This is a genomic window from Vibrio sp. VP6, from assembly GCF_028823755.1.
Lineage (GTDB): Bacteria > Pseudomonadota > Gammaproteobacteria > Enterobacterales > Vibrionaceae > Vibrio > Vibrio parahaemolyticus.
This window is the reverse complement of the sequence record NZ_JAPEID010000005.1, coordinates 79900-97137: the sequence shown is the minus strand read 5'-3', so window position 1 is coordinate 97137 and position 17238 is coordinate 79900. Positions and strand designations below refer to the sequence as shown.

The 17238-nt window shown below is 44.4% G+C and carries 16 protein-coding genes and 1 tRNA gene; 12 read left to right on the top strand and 5 right to left on the bottom strand.

What is annotated here, in order from left to right; genetic code table 11:
- Positions 1-5: 5 nt before the first annotated feature.
- A complete protein-coding gene (locus OU793_RS05170) occupies positions 6-1016 on the top strand; it encodes a DUF2804 domain-containing protein (RefSeq protein WP_025576003.1) in 1011 nt (336 codons plus the stop codon).
- 8 nt (positions 1017-1024) lie between these two features.
- Positions 1025-1882, top strand: coding sequence for a sterol desaturase family protein (locus OU793_RS05165; RefSeq protein ID WP_021821779.1), 858 nt, complete (start codon positions 1025-1027; stop codon positions 1880-1882).
- 30 nt (positions 1883-1912) lie between these two features.
- On the opposite strand, the gene OU793_RS05160 is transcribed toward OU793_RS05165, so the two are convergent.
- Positions 1913-1987, bottom strand: a tRNA-Gly gene (locus OU793_RS05160).
- 314 nt (positions 1988-2301) lie between these two features.
- On the opposite strand from OU793_RS05160, the gene OU793_RS05155 reads away from it, so the two are divergent.
- The 3 genes from OU793_RS05155 to OU793_RS05145 all read left to right on the top strand — a co-directional run bounded on the left by OU793_RS05155 (position 2302) and on the right by OU793_RS05145 (position 4074).
- The gene (locus OU793_RS05155; RefSeq protein ID WP_159404355.1) at positions 2302-2820 is read left to right on the top strand and encodes a DUF4136 domain-containing protein; all 519 of its coding nucleotides are present in this window, start codon (positions 2302-2304) and stop codon (positions 2818-2820) included.
- 110 nt (positions 2821-2930) lie between these two features.
- Complete coding sequence (locus OU793_RS05150; protein WP_021484340.1) at positions 2931-3347, top strand: hypothetical protein; 417 nt, start codon at positions 2931-2933, stop codon at positions 3345-3347.
- Positions 3348-3396: 49 nt separating this feature from the next.
- Entirely contained in the window at positions 3397-4074 is a 678-nt protein-coding gene (locus OU793_RS05145; RefSeq protein WP_005463688.1) for a DedA family protein, read from the top strand.
- 113 nt (positions 4075-4187) lie between these two features.
- Here the strand turns inward: OU793_RS05145 and OU793_RS05140 are convergent, their stop codons facing one another.
- The 3 genes from OU793_RS05140 to OU793_RS05130 form a co-directional block, all read right to left on the bottom strand.
- Positions 4188-4511 (bottom strand): hypothetical protein, encoded by a 324-nt coding sequence (locus tag OU793_RS05140; RefSeq protein ID WP_021452262.1) that lies wholly within the window; start codon positions 4509-4511, stop codon positions 4188-4190.
- A gap of 81 nt (positions 4512-4592) precedes the next feature.
- On the bottom strand, positions 4593-5063 hold the full coding sequence (locus tag OU793_RS05135; RefSeq protein ID WP_140387766.1) for a hypothetical protein: 471 nt from the start codon (positions 5061-5063) through the stop codon (positions 4593-4595).
- Between the two features lie 284 nt (positions 5064-5347).
- The gene (locus OU793_RS05130; RefSeq protein ID WP_005499139.1) at positions 5348-5989 is read right to left on the bottom strand and encodes a murein L,D-transpeptidase catalytic domain family protein; all 642 of its coding nucleotides are present in this window, start codon (positions 5987-5989) and stop codon (positions 5348-5350) included.
- A gap of 1283 nt (positions 5990-7272) precedes the next feature.
- On the opposite strand from OU793_RS05130, the gene OU793_RS05125 reads away from it, so the two are divergent.
- Positions 7273-8031, top strand: a complete 759-nt coding sequence (locus OU793_RS05125) for a 5'-methylthioadenosine/adenosylhomocysteine nucleosidase (RefSeq protein ID WP_024702035.1) — start codon at positions 7273-7275, stop codon at positions 8029-8031.
- A 79-nt stretch (positions 8032-8110) separates the two neighbouring features.
- Here the strand turns inward: OU793_RS05125 and OU793_RS05120 are convergent, their stop codons facing one another.
- Positions 8111-10474 (bottom strand): EAL domain-containing protein, encoded by a 2364-nt coding sequence (locus OU793_RS05120; protein ID WP_140103451.1) that lies wholly within the window; start codon positions 10472-10474, stop codon positions 8111-8113.
- Positions 10475-10949: 475 nt separating this feature from the next.
- On the opposite strand from OU793_RS05120, the gene rbsD reads away from it, so the two are divergent.
- The 6 genes from rbsD to OU793_RS05090 all read left to right on the top strand — a co-directional run bounded on the left by rbsD (position 10950) and on the right by OU793_RS05090 (position 17030).
- Entirely contained in the window at positions 10950-11369 is a 420-nt protein-coding gene (gene rbsD, locus OU793_RS05115; RefSeq protein WP_015313345.1) for a D-ribose pyranase, read from the top strand.
- Between the two features lie 22 nt (positions 11370-11391).
- The gene (rbsA, locus tag OU793_RS05110) at positions 11392-12897 is read left to right on the top strand and encodes a ribose ABC transporter ATP-binding protein RbsA (RefSeq protein ID WP_140103450.1); all 1506 of its coding nucleotides are present in this window, start codon (positions 11392-11394) and stop codon (positions 12895-12897) included.
- Complete coding sequence (gene rbsC, locus OU793_RS05105) at positions 12894-13877, top strand: ribose ABC transporter permease (protein ID WP_005463702.1); 984 nt, start codon at positions 12894-12896, stop codon at positions 13875-13877. The genes rbsA and rbsC overlap by 4 nt, the downstream gene beginning before the upstream one ends.
- Positions 13878-13963: 86 nt before the next feature.
- Positions 13964-14842, top strand: a complete 879-nt coding sequence (gene rbsB / locus OU793_RS05100) for a ribose ABC transporter substrate-binding protein RbsB (protein ID WP_005463703.1) — start codon at positions 13964-13966, stop codon at positions 14840-14842.
- A 228-nt stretch (positions 14843-15070) separates the two neighbouring features.
- Positions 15071-15988 (top strand): ribokinase, encoded by a 918-nt coding sequence (gene rbsK, locus OU793_RS05095; RefSeq protein ID WP_017447445.1) that lies wholly within the window; start codon positions 15071-15073, stop codon positions 15986-15988.
- 34 nt (positions 15989-16022) lie between these two features.
- Positions 16023-17030 (top strand): substrate-binding domain-containing protein, encoded by a 1008-nt coding sequence (locus OU793_RS05090; protein WP_005463707.1) that lies wholly within the window; start codon positions 16023-16025, stop codon positions 17028-17030.
- Positions 17031-17238: the final 208 nt, after the last annotated feature.

Below are 17238 nucleotides of genomic sequence, written 5' to 3'. Positions count from 1 at the left end.
GAATCATGGACGTAATTAAGCCTTTGGACTCATTTATTCAGCAAGATGGTATGCCGGTTTTTGGGCACTTGTCGGCGATTCCAAGATCACTCGATTTAGAGTCATTTCAATATCTCAATGAGATGGACAATCCTGTATCGAAGTGGCGAAAACATTTCGATTACAAGCAGTTCCAGTTCGTGTCTCTCGTGACCCCTGACTATGTCGTCGGGATTGCTATTGCCGATATTCGCTATTTGGCTTCCGGATTTTGTTATTTGTTCGATATTAAGCGCAATGCACTCACCGAGCAGCAATGGCTTAAACCTTGTCAGCTTGGTTATCAGACTCAACCATCGAGCTGGTTGAGCAAAGCACATCTCGCGAACAATACAATTCAGTTCTCTATTGAGGAGGGGCAGTGGCATGTTCAGTTTGTGACGCCTTCCGTTAACGCCAACATTACACTGCATCCACAGCCACAAAGTTTACCTCTTATGCTCTCTACGCCAACGGGTTACTCCGGATGGACGTATACGCAAAAACACAACGCGATGACGGTAACAGGAAATCTATTTATTCTGGGTGAAGAGCAAGACCTGTCACAGGTTGCAGCGGGTTATGATTTCTCGGCGGGTTACATGCGAAGGGAAACGAGCTGGCGCTGGGCGAGTATCAACCATAAAGATGGCGACAAAAGCTTGGGTCTCAACCTCGCCGCTGGCGTAAACGAAACCGGGTTTTGTGAAAATGTACTGTGGGTGGATGGTGAAAGGCATTTGCTTAATCCGGTGCAGTTTCAATTTTCACGTCAGAATCCACGTACGGATTGGCGCATCACCTCCGAAGATGGTTGCGTAGACTTAGTGTTTGAGCCTATCAATCAACGTTCTGAGAAAAAGAACTTCTGGTTTTTGAAAAGTAACTTTCGTCAATATATCGGCCACTTTTCAGGGTTTGTTGTGGATGGCAATGGCAGTAAGCACGAACTAGACGGTGTTGTGGGTTTAACGGAAGATCACTACGCAAAATGGTAGATAAGACAATGGATTGGTCACAAATCATGGAACGACCGGAGCTCTTGCTTATGGCTTTGGCTCCTATCTTTTTTCTCTGCATCGCCGCGGAATACGGTTTGGGACAGCGTCGAGGTAAACTGCCTGACAGCGCACAATATTATCTGCCGGAAGTGGCGTGTAACTTTGTGTTGGCAGGATTACATCAAGCTGCTGATATTTTAACGGGGTTGCTGATTGCGCATTTCTACTTGTGGATGTTTGATTGGCGATTATTTGATATCGAAATGAGTGTATCGGCCTTCTTGCTTCTTATGTTGCTGCAAGACTTTTTCTATTACTGGTTCCACCGTGCTAGCCATCGTATTCGTTGGATGTGGGCGGCACATGTGGTGCATCACAGTTCAGAAAGAATGAATTTTAGTACGGCGTTTCGCCAAAGCTTGATGTACCCGTTGGCGGGGATGTGGCTGTTCTGGCTACCTTTGGTCATTATTGGTTTTGACCCTAAATGGGTAGTATTCGTGGTGTTGTTGAATCTAGGTTTGCAGTTCTTTGTGCACACGCAGTCGATTCGTTCACTTGGCCCACTGGAGTGGGTATTCAACACGCCGTCTCACCACCGAGTGCATCACGGGATCAATCGTCAATATATTGATAAAAATTACGCAGGCGTTTTGATTATCTGGGATCGAATGTTTGGCACTTTTGAACCAGAAATAGAAACGGTTCGTTATGGCATTTCTAAACCGGTAAACAGCTTCAACCCAATCAAGGTGACGTTTGCAGAATGGAAAGATATGTTCAACGAGGTACGTCGACCAAATTTAACATGGCAACAACGTTGGCGCTGTTTGTTTGCTCCGCCTTCGGATTCAACTGAGTAACTTAGAAAAGAATTTTTTGGGAGTAGATATTGGAGCGGGCAGCGGGAATCGAACCCGCATCATCAGCTTGGAAGGCTGAGGTAATAGCCATTATACGATGCCCGCGCATCGATAGGACTCAGCTAATATGCCACATTGATTTCAAAAGAAAAGTCTTTTTTCATCAGTCGCTTGTCAGTTGTATAAAAAATTGTCTTCTTGGTGAAAAAATACGCTTTCGATGAACGTAAATGGCTTCCTGATGATGCTCGACGAAAATGACACCGTTATGTGACAGAGCTGGCTCATTAATCGTCAATCCATTTGATGGTTTAATCATCACCTGACATTGAACACTTATCATTCATGGTCAAGACTCAATATTGAAATGACACAACTTTATTGTCAGCCGTATAAGTAAAAAAACGAGGAGAGCGCGTATGTGGAAAACAGTAACAATTGGGGCAATGGCGCTTTTGATGGCCGCTTGTACGACAGTAACAACAGACGTGGATAAACAAGCGGACTTCGCTTCTTACAAAACGTTTGATTTTGGTACTCAAAATGATGCTCCAGCAAGTATCGATGGACGCCGTATAGAACAAGGTTTGGCTGCTCAACTGGAATCGAAGGGGCTTTCTCGAGTTGCAAGTGGTGGTGATTTATACGTTCATCACGATATCGTTGAGGAGTCGGAGTTGGTAGCGTCTGGTTCTTCTTTTAGCGTCGGTTATGGATGGAACAGCTTTGGTGTGATTACATCAAGCCCTGAACGATATAAAGAACGCAAATACGGGAAGTTAGTGGTAGAGCTGGTGGATAGTAAGGCGAACCAAGTTGTGTGGAAAGGCGTTTCAAGCCGCAAGTTAACCGAATCAATGAGTACTGAGAAAAGGGAAAATTTGATCACAGAAGAAGTGGCGAAAATGTTCGAAAACTACCCATATGGCAAGAACTAAGTCCTCAATTATATCAAACTGAGTGGCTAAAACCACGAGGCGAGAATTTCGATTGCAAATTCTCGCCCTCAGAGTTAAAAGTACGTATTACTGTGATGTAGGTGAACGTTGTGCGTGCTCTTCTTATTAGCTTTTTCGGGCTATTTCTGAGCTTATTGGCGGTTTCTGTTGGTCAAGAATCAACGTCGCCTGAAACTACTCACCACTACACCGTCGGCAGTGTGTTTTATGATGAAGACGCACAATTTTCCGAAACGCCACTAGCACCACCTTTTCATTCGTTTGCTAGCCTGTTAAATCGCAATGCACTGCGAGTTCATGATTCAAAATCAGATCTTGATGAGCTCGATATCGGTTGGTTCGAAACGTTGGCTCCTCATTGGAACCGCGCTTTATCAGAAACGCCATATTTGAACGCGGGTCTGACGGCTTTCCTTGGTCTTGCGAAAGACTTCTCTCATTCAAAATATCAAATTGGAGATGGGTTAGGCTCTAATCTTATCTATCGGTTTATTCACGCTCGATAGTTCTAAGCATCTACCTTGTTGTTATTTAGTGATGTTTAGGAGCTTTTTTATGTTTGATTCAATGATGGGCGTCTTGCTTGCCTTTTGGCATCAAGACTTTTCTGCACTTATGGCGCCAGGAAGTGCAGGGATTATTTATATTGTCGTGGCGACATTAATCTTTTTGGAAAGTGGTTTTATTCCTGCTGCGCCATTTCCGTGCGATAGTGTAGTGGTGTTGTCTGGCACACTTGCGGCGGTAGGCGTGCTTGATCCTATTGCCATCATGTTGGTGATTATTGTGAGTGCGGGCTTAGGAAGTTGGGCGGCATACTTGCAAGGAAAATGGCTAAACCGCCTACCTAAAGTTCAAGGCTGGGTGAATGCTGTTCCACAGAAAAGACTCGAACAAGTCGATGTTCTTTTGGGTAAACATGGCTTAATTGCATTGTTTTGCGCGCGTTTCATTCCGGTGGTGCGTTCGCTTTTGCCATTGATGATGGGATTACGTGTGAAACGCGTGTCGAAGTTCCATTACTTTGCATGGCTGAGCGCCATATTGTGGACGTTATTACTGTGCGGCTTTGGCATGCTCCTGCCTTTGCTTCCGGAGAATATCAGCAAGATGGTGACGATGGGGTTAATGGCTGCGCCAGTGATTACTCTTACTATTGCTGTGATGAGTTTTGTGATCCTCAAGGTGCGCAAAGCGCGGTTTAAATCTAAGGCGGCGTCTCAGCTCTCTTAACAATGGTTCACTCATGTGTAACTAGGATATTGATGTAAGCAAAAGGCGCAGAGAATGCGCCTTTTGTTTTTGGAACGGTTAACCCTTTAGCGAGTTCTTCATTCTCGCTGGTGTCAGTAGCCCACGCGGTAGAGCTGCTCACCAACATCTTTACACTGTGTTTGATAGAACTGTTCTATCTCAGAATCGTTGTTGTCTTGTGCTTTAAACTCGGTTTCGGTGGAAGAGAGTTGGCTAAAGCTGTAACCACGTTCAGACATCAAGTAATGACGAAAAACGGCTCGGTGCTCTGGTATCGCGTTACGAGCATTGGAAGCATTTGCGCATTCCAATAGCGTTTCGTTTGTCATTTTGTCCGCGTTTGTGTCTGTATTTGCAAATGTTGGTACTGCAGTGAAAAGTAGGGCCGTTAACGCTGCTGCTGTGAATTTTTTCATAAATAGACCTCGAATCAGATCAGATAAATTTGAGGACATCCATGCCTGGTGTGACATGCTTCCTTGTTTTTCTTTGTGGTATCAAACTGTGATGATCGATTCGCGGCCGTGTTTAAACACGTACAGTAAATTCGCCTCTTTCCGCCCTGATAAACGATAGAGAGAACGTTGGTTTTTTAACATGCCATAGCTATCAGAAGGCAACGGAATAGTTTGCCACGCTAACTCTTTTAATGGAGGAGGCAAAAACGCGACAAGTAGATGGTATTCAGATTCAAAGCTGAGGGAGAGCGATCCGTCATCAGTAGACGTTCGGCGGTAACTCACCAGAGCGAACAAGTCTCGCTTGATGTGGCGCTCAAACCCATCAGAACTCCAATAGTGTTGTTGTGCTTCTGAGTGTGGGGCGTTGACTACGGATTGAAAATCAGATTGCACGAGTTTGTCGAGGCGTTCTGACGTCACGTGATTTGTATTGTGGTGCGCTGCATACAAATGCCCAGAGAGCATGGACAGTGTCAGCACAAATAAAATACGAAGAAGATAACGCAAAAAACAATCCTAAACGTCAGTGGGTATAGACTTGGGCAATACATCAGTCGGTAAGTGACCAATTGTGCGTATACTAACGAGACGAAACAGGAATGAACAGTGTTTTAAGCGAATCTAACCAACACCTGAAAAAGCGCTAATAGATTCATGACGTGATTGACTCTCAAAGATTACACAAATATTGGCGTTGTTCTGCTCGACATGCGATTTTACCCGCGACTTGTGAGAACATCAGGCAACAAAAAAGGGAGCTAGGCTCCCTTAGTATTGGTGTGCTGCGTGGTTTACGCGCTGGCGTAGATCACGCTGCCACCTTTAATCGTGTCAATGATTTCGCGTGACAGCTTTTGAGGTAACGCTGGGCAACCCCAACTGCGTCCCAAGTAACCGTTCTTTTTAATGAAAGAAGGGTTCGCATAGTCTGCGCCGTGTACAACGATGTAGCGCTCGCGAGCTTTGTCATTAAGGCCAGAGCTAAGACCATCTAGTCGCAGTGAATAGCCGTTAGAACCGTAGTATGTTGTGTCTGTTAAAAACGTGCCAAGTGATGTTTTGCGAGAATTCACGACGTTCGAAAACTGCGTTGCTGTTTTCTTTCCGCTATTCACACCATGAGCCACGTAAGTGTTGTAGATCAGCTTCTTTTTGTTTACGTCCACAACATAAAAACGTTTTTCGGTCGATGGTTTGCTGTAATCAATAATGGTTAGTATCGACTTCTTTCTATCTGGTGTTTTTTGGTAGGCGATGAAGGCATCGCGAAACAGTTTAAAGTCGATGACGCCATTGAGTTTGGCTTCTTTATATGTTTTTTCAATAACTTGTTGGGATACGCGGTTCTCTGCCTTGCTATTTGGGTGTTGCGCCATTGCAAAAGGAGATACCGACAAACATGTCCATATCAACAATAAAAATAACTTTTTCATTTTGACTAAATAAAAACTCTTTGGTGTTACAAATTTATCGATTGCTTCATGCACTCGTTAAAACAACTTGCACATCAATATAATTATATTCCCAATGTTTCTTATTATGCACAAAAGCACGTAATGTTGGGATTCCATTAAGTTTCAAGGGTTCTGTCTAACCAATTGAAACTGCTTAATATTAATAAGTTAATCGTTGCTTTTGAAAAACTTCGACGTAAATACTAGCCGATTTCGCTAATTAATAAAACTGTGTTTAGCAATATTTTTGATAGAGTAAAGTTAAAAAACAATGTTTAATTAAATGGATGTGGAAAATATCTTTTAATTTCAAAGTATTTATTAGAACCATGAGCGGAGGACAAAAAGTTTACTCTGTGATCCAGCTCTAAACGCCGCGTTACTTAAGGGGCTGTCTCTTATCGTTGTGATTACAGTTTTATAAGTAGAATAAAGGATGTAGAACGGAAAGATAGATAAACAGCTCTTCATCTGAGCGTTTCACTCCAACTGAAAAAAGTGAAAAAAATGTGATGATGAGTTTTATAAGGTACGGATATGGAACGAATGGAAACTCTAAATCAGGCAATTTTATATAAGGAAAAACGAAAGTGATGGGTAGCCATTATTTTTATGTTTTCTTTTTATGAACTGAATAAGCAATTAGACTTTTATTATAAATGAATTAATGTTCGGTTAAGACAAGTTGAAACGGAATTAGTTTCATTTTTTTAAATTATTTTTATTCGATAAATAAAAATTGTGGTCTGGATAAAATATTATTTTGTCTTCTCTGAATTTGTTTCTTAAATTTTTTGAGCAAAGTACGGTTATAAGTCAAATCTTCACTCAGAACATTGTGTTAGTTTCTAAACACTAATTTGGCTAGTTGAGGTCGTTATCGCGTTATAGAATTACGCTTAACGACCGCTTGCTTATCAATAAGATCATTTTCAGGGAGAAGAATTAATGACGAATAAATGTGGTCAATGCCGACAATTCACGAGAGTGAAATCAAGCGATCAGGATATATGTGGCGCTTGGGGACATCCTACCTGCGCAACTAGGATAGCTTGCGAATTTTTTATGCCTACGATTTCAACGAAACTGCGAGTCCCGACAAGTCAAGAACCCAAAAACTGAGGTTGTAGAGAAGCTCACCTTGTCTCATTGCTGATTGTTTTGACTGATAGCGTACGGAATATTCCCCCTTTAAATCTCAAGGGTATATAATGTGTGGCGCGTCGCAAAAGGGCGGCGCATTGCTACACTTCAGGACTCGTATGTTTAAGAAATCTCTTGTTTTCATTCTTGCCGCGTTTTCACTTCCTACATTTGCTGCATCAACGATAGGTATTGTTGGCGCGATGGATGTGGAGGTTGAAGCTCTGCTGCCAAAAATTCAGAATCAACAAATCAAAAAAGTTGCGAACCACACTTTTTATATCGGTGAGCTTGAGGGTAAATCCGTCGTGGTAACGCAATCTGGTGTTGGCAAAGTCAATGCTGCGATGACGACCACTTTGCTGATTGAATCTTTTGGTGTGAACCAACTGATTTTTACTGGTATAGCAGGAGCAAGTGACCCGAAACTTGATCCATTGGACGTGGTTATTTCTACTCGTACTGTACATCATGACGTTGATTTAACCGCATTCAACAAACCGAAAGGGTTATTACCGGACTATCAAGAGCGTTACTTTTATGCTGACAAAGCGCTACAAAATTACGCGTATGAAGCAGCGGTGGAGACGTTAGGCAAAGAGAGTGTGTTCCGAGGCATCATTGCTTCTGGTGACCAATTTATCGCCAGTAAAGTAAAAGTCACGGGCATCTACCAAGAGTTCAACGCGATAGCCGTCGAAATGGAAGGTGCAGCATTGGGACAAGTTGCAACCGCCTTTAAGGTTCCGTACGTTGTCATCCGCACGATTTCCGACAAAGCGGATGGTTCTGCTGATGTGGTTTATTCTGAGCTGAAAAAAGCGACGGCAGATAACTCAGCAACCATTACGCTCAACATGCTTAAGCGCATGCAATAGGGTGAGAATACGAAAAGCAGCACATTAAGTGCTGCTTTTTTATGAGTTCGTCAAAGTAAACATTATCGATTCTTTACCTTCAAATTCCACCCTCAGCCGCGAGTTTGGTTGTAAGCGGCTGAGAGAATCGATTGTCATCGTTGGCCGATTTCCACCACAAGCTAAGTTGCTCTTTGTCCATTGGCTTTCCGAACAAGTATCCTTGCATGAAATCACATCGATAAGCGGACAACCATTTGTGCATAACGTCGTGTTCAATGCCTTCGGCGGTCACGGTTTTGTTTTGAGCATGGCACAGCTCAATGATCGGTTTGATCACGTGTCCATTATTGGTATTCATCAACGTCAGTAGAAATTCTCGGTCAAACTTAATCTTTTGTACTGGATATTGAACAAGTTGAGTGAGCGACGTGTAGCCAGAGCCGAAATCATCAATAGCAAGTCGATAACCCAGTTTCGAAAGCTCATCAAGCAATGCCGTGCCTTGCTGTTCCGCGGCAAACGTCTCGGTAATTTCTAGTTCGATACATTCTGGTTTGATGCCATTTCTCGTTACGTGTTTATGAATAAATTGCGCCATTTCTAACGAGTTTAATTCGGCCGATGAAAGGTTGATGGACAGGACAATGTCTTTGCCAAAAATGCTTCTTAAATGATGGTATTCCTCGGTTGCATTGGCAAACACCCAACGGTCTATTCTGTCAAACAACCCAGCTTGCTCGGCGATTGGAATAAATTCGGTTGGTGGCACTGGCCCCAAGCCTTCAGAGTCCCAACGTAGAAGCACTTCCAAGCCTTCAATTTCGTTGTCTTTGTTATTCATGTAAGGTTGAAACACAAGCCTAAACTCATCTTCAACGTTGCTTTTACGCAGTGCACGTTCGATCTGACTGCGTCGCTGAGATTCCAAATTTAGCTCTGCTGAATAGTACGCGTACTGATTTTTTCCAGCACGTTTGGCTTGGTACATTGCTGCGTCTGCATTGGACAACAGTTTCGCGATGTCTTGCCCATCTTGCGGGTACTGAGCGATGCCAACACTGGCGGTCACCGGGAAGGCGTTCGCCCAAGTTTGGCTGAGGTTGCTAATTGGTTTTAATAGTTCTTTGGCGAGTAAATCTGGGATGCTGCCCACGTCTTTATTGGAGCTGAGTAGAATGGCGAACTCATCACCAGATAAACGCGCGCCAAAACAAGGGCTGTCGTATTGCTGAGAGAACTTTTGACAGGCGTTTTTAATGTGAGTCGAGAAGACCTTTAGCAGGTTGTCGCCAAGTTCATGGCCATATTTATCGTTCACGTACTTGAAGTTATCCAGATCGACATAAATCACCCACAAATGAGAAGGTGGCGAGGCTAGTTCACGCGTGGCAAGTTGGTGGAATCGATGACGGTTTGCCAGCTGAGTAAGGTGATCAGTTTCTGCGAGACGTTTGGTCTTTTTGTAAATGACGTTGAGCTCTTCGTACATATCAAAAAAGCGTGATGAAAGACGGCCAATTTCATCATTGGTTCCGAGCTTTTCGATGTTGTCTCGCTGATTCGATTCTAGCTCGCTGAGTTGTTTATCGAGGCGAGAGACTGGATGCAAAACGTAACGATAGAGCACTAAGACGATCAGCGTTATGGTACAAAATGCCGCGATACCAAAAGAAAGTGCAAGCTCTAGCCATACTTTGTCCACTTTGTTCCACATCAGATACTCCGCAGGGGAGAGCACCGCATAAAAGTGGGGCAGAAGTTCAATGGTTTGCGCAAGAGGGATGTCTAGATAAATGGGTTTATCGGCAAACGTAATCACACTATGAGTATCGAATTCGACGTCGTGTTTGATGTCGTTAAACACTTCTAAAGATACGGACACGACAACAAAAAACACGTTGCTAGGATCGAAGCTAACTGGCGGTGCGCCTGTTCGTTTATCAATGAGTTCGTATCGCAACAAGATGCTTTGGCCACTGGAGTTATAAATGAACCCTGTGTGGCTGTATTCACCACGAGCCGCGAAGCTGGTCGCTATGTACTCCAGCACCTTTGGGTCAACAACGCCGGACGATTCGTAATATTGGTTTTCGGTGTAATAAAGCAGATTTTGCTTGCCGTCGAGGATCGCCATGCTCGCATCACCTTTATAACCATGGCTCAGGACATCAGCGGTTTCATCTAGGCGGCTAAAAAGTACTCGCTCACGGTAGGGGTTGTCGTGATTGATAAAATAGTCCTGCAGCACATCACTTTTACTCAGCGTGTACGCATAGCTGTTAAGAAAAATATTGGCTTGTCGAAATTGCCCCGCCAGTTTTTCCATCTGAAGTTGTATGTAGCTATCTTCGCGCTTGATGAGTGTTACTTTTTGAATGCTATAGATGATGTAACTCGATACCAGCGCACTCAAAATGATCACGGGTGCGACAAGCAAGATAACTCGATTGCTTAATTTCATTATGGTTCTTCGACTTCCGTTTGTGTCCCTACAAACGTTGCTTACCTAAACGGTACTGAACGGATGATATATTTTTTGCAAATTGTAACCAGATTGTAAGGTGGGTGTTCTCGAAAATCAGACAACCATTTTAGAAATGTGATGATGTGGCAGATTTCCTTCCCGTTAACTAGAGACTTTCTCAGTAATTGGACGTATTTCTGCTTTCGCGGGCACAAACCGTAGGGTTTTTGTGGGCTTTAAAAATGCCCATCGAAACGTTTCGATGAGTAAAGTGTGACTTGGTCGGCCTTTTCTTTCTCTTAGTTGGAAAAATCACGGATCATTCTCACACCTTACCGATCGGTGACTGGTGAAATCTCGCAAGCGTCTTATTATTGCATCGAAACGTTTCGATGAGTTTTCTGTTAATAATTAAAATTTCCTAAAACAGGCACTCATTGTTGTATGAACGTGTAACCGAAAGGTCGATGAGATGAAAAAAAGTACCCTTATTAACTCAGATATTTCTTACTTAGTGGCAACGCTAGGCCACACCGATGAAATCACGATTTGTGACGCGGGGCTGCCGATTCCTGATCATGTACAGCGTATCGATTTGGCGCTAACGCATGGCGTACCAAGTTTTCTTGATACCGTTCGCGTGATTTTGTCTGAGTCACAGATTGAAGGGGTCATCATTGCAGAAGAATTTTCCGATGTCAGTCCTGTTCTTCATGAAGCACTGCTTAAAGAGTTGAGCAAAGAGAGTGAGGAAACGGGCAAATCGATTGAAATCAAATACGTTTCGCACGAGGCTTTTAAAGCACGCACAGAGCAAAGTCGCGCAGTGGTTCGAACCGGTGAATGCACACCGTACGCGAACGTGATTTTCCAAGCGGGCGTGGTTTTTTAAGCCTGAGAATTGAGGACAGATTATGACTCAAGCCATTCTACAACTGAGCGAAATTGAAAAAGCGTTCCCAGGTGTAAAGGCGCTAGATAAAGCGAGCCTGAACGTATACCCAGGTCGTGTTATGGCGCTCATGGGCGAAAATGGGGCAGGCAAGTCAACATTGATGAAAGTGCTGACCGGTATTTATCATATGGATGCAGGTAGCATTCAGTATCAAGGTCAAGCTGCTGCGTTTAAAGGTCCGCGAGATTCTCAAGAAGCGGGCATCAGCATTATTCACCAAGAGTTGAACTTAATCCCTGAACTGACAATCGCTGAGAACATTTTTCTCGGTCGTGAATTTACCGGTTCTATGGGGCGCATTCAGTGGAGCAAAATGTACGCGGAAGCGGACAGACTTCTACAACGTTTGAACGTGAAACACAGCTCGAAAACCTTGCTTGGTGATCTAAGTTTGGGTGAGCAACAAATGGTAGAAATTGCCAAAGCGCTCTCGTTTGAATCGAAAGTCATCATCATGGATGAACCAACCGATGCGCTTACTGATACAGAAACCGAATCTCTGTTCAAAGTGATTAATGAGCTTCGTGAGCAAGGCTGCGGCATTGTATATATCTCACACCGCCTGAAAGAAATCTTTGAAATCTGTGACGACATTACCGTGCTTCGTGACGGTAAATTTATCGGTGAATGCCGAGTAGCAGACACGGATGAAGACGGCTTAATCGAAATGATGGTTGGCCGTAAATTAGAAGAGCAATACCCACGTATTGATGTAAAGCACGGCGAGACATGTCTTGAAGTGATTGGCTTGACAGGTTCTGGCGTTCACGATGTGAGCTTCACGCTTAAACGCGGTGAGATTTTGGGTATCTCTGGTTTGATGGGCGCAGGCCGTACCGAGTTAATGAAAGTGATTTACGGCGCGCTACCAAGCGAGCATGGCGTTATCAATCTCGATAACAAAACCATTAACCCGGTTAGTCCGCAAGATGGCTTGGCAAATGGCATCGCTTACATCTCGGAAGACCGCAAAGGGGATGGTCTGGTGCTGGGCTTATCCGTGAAAGAGAACATGTCTCTGTGTGCATTGGATAAGCTAACCAAAGGCGTACAAATCCAGCACGGCGAAGAAGTCATTGCCGTGGAAGATTTCATCAAGTTATTCAACATTAAAACACCAACTCGCGACCAAATTATTGGCAACCTTTCTGGTGGTAACCAACAGAAAGTGGCGATTGCGAAAGGGCTAATGACCAAGCCTAAAGTTCTGATTTTGGATGAACCAACGCGTGGTGTTGACGTTGGTGCGAAGAAAGAAATCTACCAACTCATCAACAAATTTAAAGCCGACGGCATGAGCATCATCTTAGTTTCTTCTGAGATGCCAGAAGTGCTAGGCATGAGCGATCGCATTCTTGTGATGCATGAAGGTCGCATTACTGGCGAATTTGATGCGAAAGACGCCGACCAAGAAAAATTACTCGCCTGTGCCGTAGGCAAAAAGATCAATGAGGAAGCAGCATGAGTACCAATACCATGAGCAAACCGACCGAAACAAGCAGCAAAAAGCTGTTTACTAAAGAGTGGTTGATTGAACAAAAATCACTGATTGCACTGCTATTTTTGATTGTTGTAGTGTCTTTTTTAAACCCGAACTTTTTTACGGTAGACAACATTCTTAACATCCTTCGTCAAACCTCAGTTAACGCGATCATCGCCGTAGGTATGACTCTGGTTATCTTAACTGCTGGTATCGACTTGAGTGTCGGCTCTGTCCTTGCGCTTTGTGGTGCATTTGCCGCGAGCCTAATCGCGATGGAAGTGCCAGTTTTAATTGCGGTTCCAACGGCTCTATTAGCTGGTGCAGCACTGGGCGCAATCAGTGGCATCATCATCGCTAAAGGCAAAGTGCAAGCCTTCATCGCGACGCTGGTCACCATGACATTACTGCGCGGTGTTACCATGGTTTACACCGACGGTCGACCAATTTCTACTGGCTTCACAGACACGGCAGACGCATTCGCATGGTTTGGTACAGGCTACGCGTTAGGTATTCCAGTGCCAGTTTGGTTGATGGTTGTTGTATTCGCAGCGGCTTGGTACCTACTTAATCACACTCGCTTTGGTCGCTATGTTTACGCACTAGGCGGCAATGAGTCTGCGACTCGCCTGTCTGGTATTAACGTAGACCGAGTGAAGATTGGTGTGTACGCCATCTGCGGTATGTTAGCTGCACTTGCGGGCATCATCGTGACATCTCGTCTGTCTTCTGCTCAGCCAACGGCGGGTATGGGATACGAACTGGATGCGATTGCAGCTGTGGTACTTGGCGGTACGAGCTTGATGGGCGGTAAAGGCCGTATCATGGGGACATTGATTGGTGCGCTGATCATCGGCTTCTTGAACAATGCGCTTAACCTACTGGACGTTTCTTCTTACTACCAAATGATTGCAAAAGCAGTGGTTATCTTGCTGGCGGTATTGGTAGACAACAAAAACAAGTAATTCATAACAATCTACATATCAATATGTGAATACAAACCGAGCCAGTAGGCGTGTGCTGGCTCACCCTACACAAAGGACTAGAAACGATGAAAAAACTAGCAACTCTTATCTCTGCTGCGCTTCTTTCTTCCACTGTATCAGTAGCGGCGCAAGCCCAAGATACGATGGCGATTGTGGTTTCGACGCTAAACAACCCGTTCTTCGTAACGATGAAAGACGGTGCGGAAGCTAAAGCGAAAGAACTGGGATACGATTTGATTGTACTGGACTCGCAAAATGACCCGAGCAAAGAACTGTCAAATATCGAAGACCTAACCATTCGCGGTGTAAAAGCGATTTTGATCAACCCAACGGATTCTGACGCAGTGTCTAATGCGATTCGTATGGCAAACCGTTCTAACATCCCTGTGTTAACGCTAGACCGTGGTGCAAGCCGTGGTGAAGTAGTGAGCCACATCGCATCTGACAACGTTGTAGGCGGCGAGATGGCTGGCCACTACATCATGGAAAAAGTTGGCGAGAAAGCAAAAGTGATTCAGCTGGAAGGTATTGCTGGTACGTCTGCGGCTCGTGAGCGTGGTGAAGGCTTCATGACCGCTGTGAAGGGAAGCGATATGGAGCTTCTTGCTAGCCAACCGGCTGACTTTGACCGCACGAAAGGTCTCAACGTAATGGAAAACCTACTGGCTGCTAACCCGGATGTTCAAGCGGTGTTTGCGCAGAATGATGAGATGGCTCTAGGTGCACTACGCGCGGTTCAAGCGTCTGGCAAAAACGTCATGATCGTTGGTTTTGACGGCACAGAAGACGGCATCGCAGCGGTTAACCGTGGCAAGCTAGCAGCAACCATCGCACAACAACCTGATCTTATCGGCGCGTTAGGCGTTGAAACGGCTGACAAAGTACTGAAAGGCGAGAAAGTGGATGAGTACATCCCAGTTCCTCTAAAAGTGGTAACAAAATAAGCCTGACGCGCGATAACGCGTCCTAATTTCTTTGCTCTCTCCTCTATTTATATCTGTCGTTTAGGGGGAGAGGGCAAGGTTTACCTAAGCAGCGATGCATCTTGAGATTGCTTGGGTATAGATGCCTTTGACTTTTTATAGCGACTCAAACGAGAAGTTAAAGTCATCTAAGTATTTTCCAAAAACAGTTTTTCAAAAAAGGGTTCATTCAGAACCGAGGATAACCGTATGAATAAGTTAGTGGTGTTAGGTAGTGTAAACGCTGACCATGTTCTTCAAGTGCCTTCTTTCCCTCGCCCTGGCGAGACGCTGCATGGTCGAAACTATCAAGTTATCCCAGGTGGCAAAGGTGCCAACCAAGCCGTCGCGGCGGCGCGATTAAATGCAGATATTGGTTTTATTGCTTGTGTAGGCGATGACTCTTTCGGCATCAACATTCGTGAAAACTTCAAAATGGACGGCATCGATATCACAGGTGTTAAGATGCAACCAAACTGCCCGACAGGCATCGCGATGATTCAAGTGTCGGACAGTGGTGAAAACAGCATTTGTATATCAGCAGAAGCGAACGCCAAACTGACATCAGAAGCGATTGAGCCAGATTTAGAGCGTATTCGCCAAGCGGATTACTTGCTAATGCAATTGGAAACGCCGATGTGCGGCATTGAGAAAGCCGCGCGTGTGGCAAAAGATGCAAAAACCAACGTAATTTTAAACCCAGCTCCAGCTCGCGAATTGTCAGATGAACTGCTTGCTTGTATTGACGTGATCACGCCAAATGAAACGGAAGCTGAAGTGCTGACAGGTGTTACTGTAACAGACAACGAAAGCGCGCAAGAAGCGGCGAATGTGTTACATGGTAAAGGTATTGAAATTGTCATGATCACTCTCGGTGCAAAAGGCGTTTGGTTGAGCCAAAATGGTCGAGGTGAAATCATCCCTGGTTTCCGTGTCGAAGCGACCGATACCACCGCGGCAGGAGATACGTTTAATGGGGCATTCGTCACTGGTCTCTTAGAAGATTTACCTTTAGAATCAGCGATTAAGTTTGCACATGCGGCGGCTGCAATTTCTGTGACCCGCTTTGGCGCGCAAACGTCGATCCCAACTCGCGAAGAGGTGGATGCGTTTCTCGCTGAACAATAAGGCGCACAACGCCTCATAAAAAAGGAGTAATAACATGGCGACGATGAAAGACATCGCAAAACTGGCAGGGGTTTCCACTTCAACAGTGAGCCATGTTATTAACAAGACGCGTTTCGTGAGTGAAGAAATCTCTGAACGTGTTAACAATGCAGCAAAAGAACTCAACTACTACGCGCCATCTGCTTTGGCGCGTAGCCTTAAAGTCAATCGTACCAAAACCATTGGTATGCTAGTGACAACCTCTACCAACCCATTCTTTGGCGAAGTCGTAAAAGGCGTGGAACGCAGCTGTTACCACAAAGGTTATAGTCTCATTCTATGTAACACTGAAGGTGACAACGAACGCATGCGCCAATCCATTAATACGCTTTTGCAAAAGCGTGTCGATGGTTTGATCTTGATGTGCTCGTCGTTAGAAGGGGAGCGTATCGATGTATTTGAGCGTTATCCAGATATCCCTGTCGTGGTGATGGACTGGGGGCCGATGCTGTTTACAAGCGATAAAATTCAAGATAACTCACTTCGTGGCGGTTACTTAGCGGCAAAATACTTGATTGATTGCGGTCACACTGAAATCGGATGTATCACCGGCCCTTTGATTAAACACCAGGCGCAAATGCGATACGAAGGTTATAAGCGAGCAATGAACGAAGCTGGCTTGGAATTTAATGCCAATTGGATCATTGAATCGGACTTCGAATGTGAGGGTGGGTATCAAGCGTTCAAGAAAATGGCTGAACGAGGTACGTTACCCAGCTCGATTTTTGTCTCTAACGATATGATGGCGATGGGTGTGATTAACGCCGCAAATGAGCTCGGTATTAAAGTGCCAGATGATCTTTCCATTATTGGCTACGATGACATTCATATCGCGAAATTTATGTCGCCTTCCTTAACGACCATCCACCAACCCAAATATCGACTCGGCCAAGCCGCCGTCGAAACTCTTGTCCGAAGACTGGACGACAAATCTAACGAAGCTCAAGTCGTTCAACTGGAACCAACATTGGTTGTACGCAACAGTGTGACGAATTTCTCTTAATTAAGAATAGACGCATGGTTAACAAATTTAGCGCATATAATTTATAAAAAATGGGTTAAAAATAAATAAGCATGCAAAATAGATGTTCGAATTTATTAAATCAATATTTGAAAAGTGTGATTTTTTGCGAGTAACTCGAAAGATTTCGTGTCGATAGTGCTTAAAAAGTTTATTATTAATAAAGCCTATAATTAGAGTTGTAAGTTAT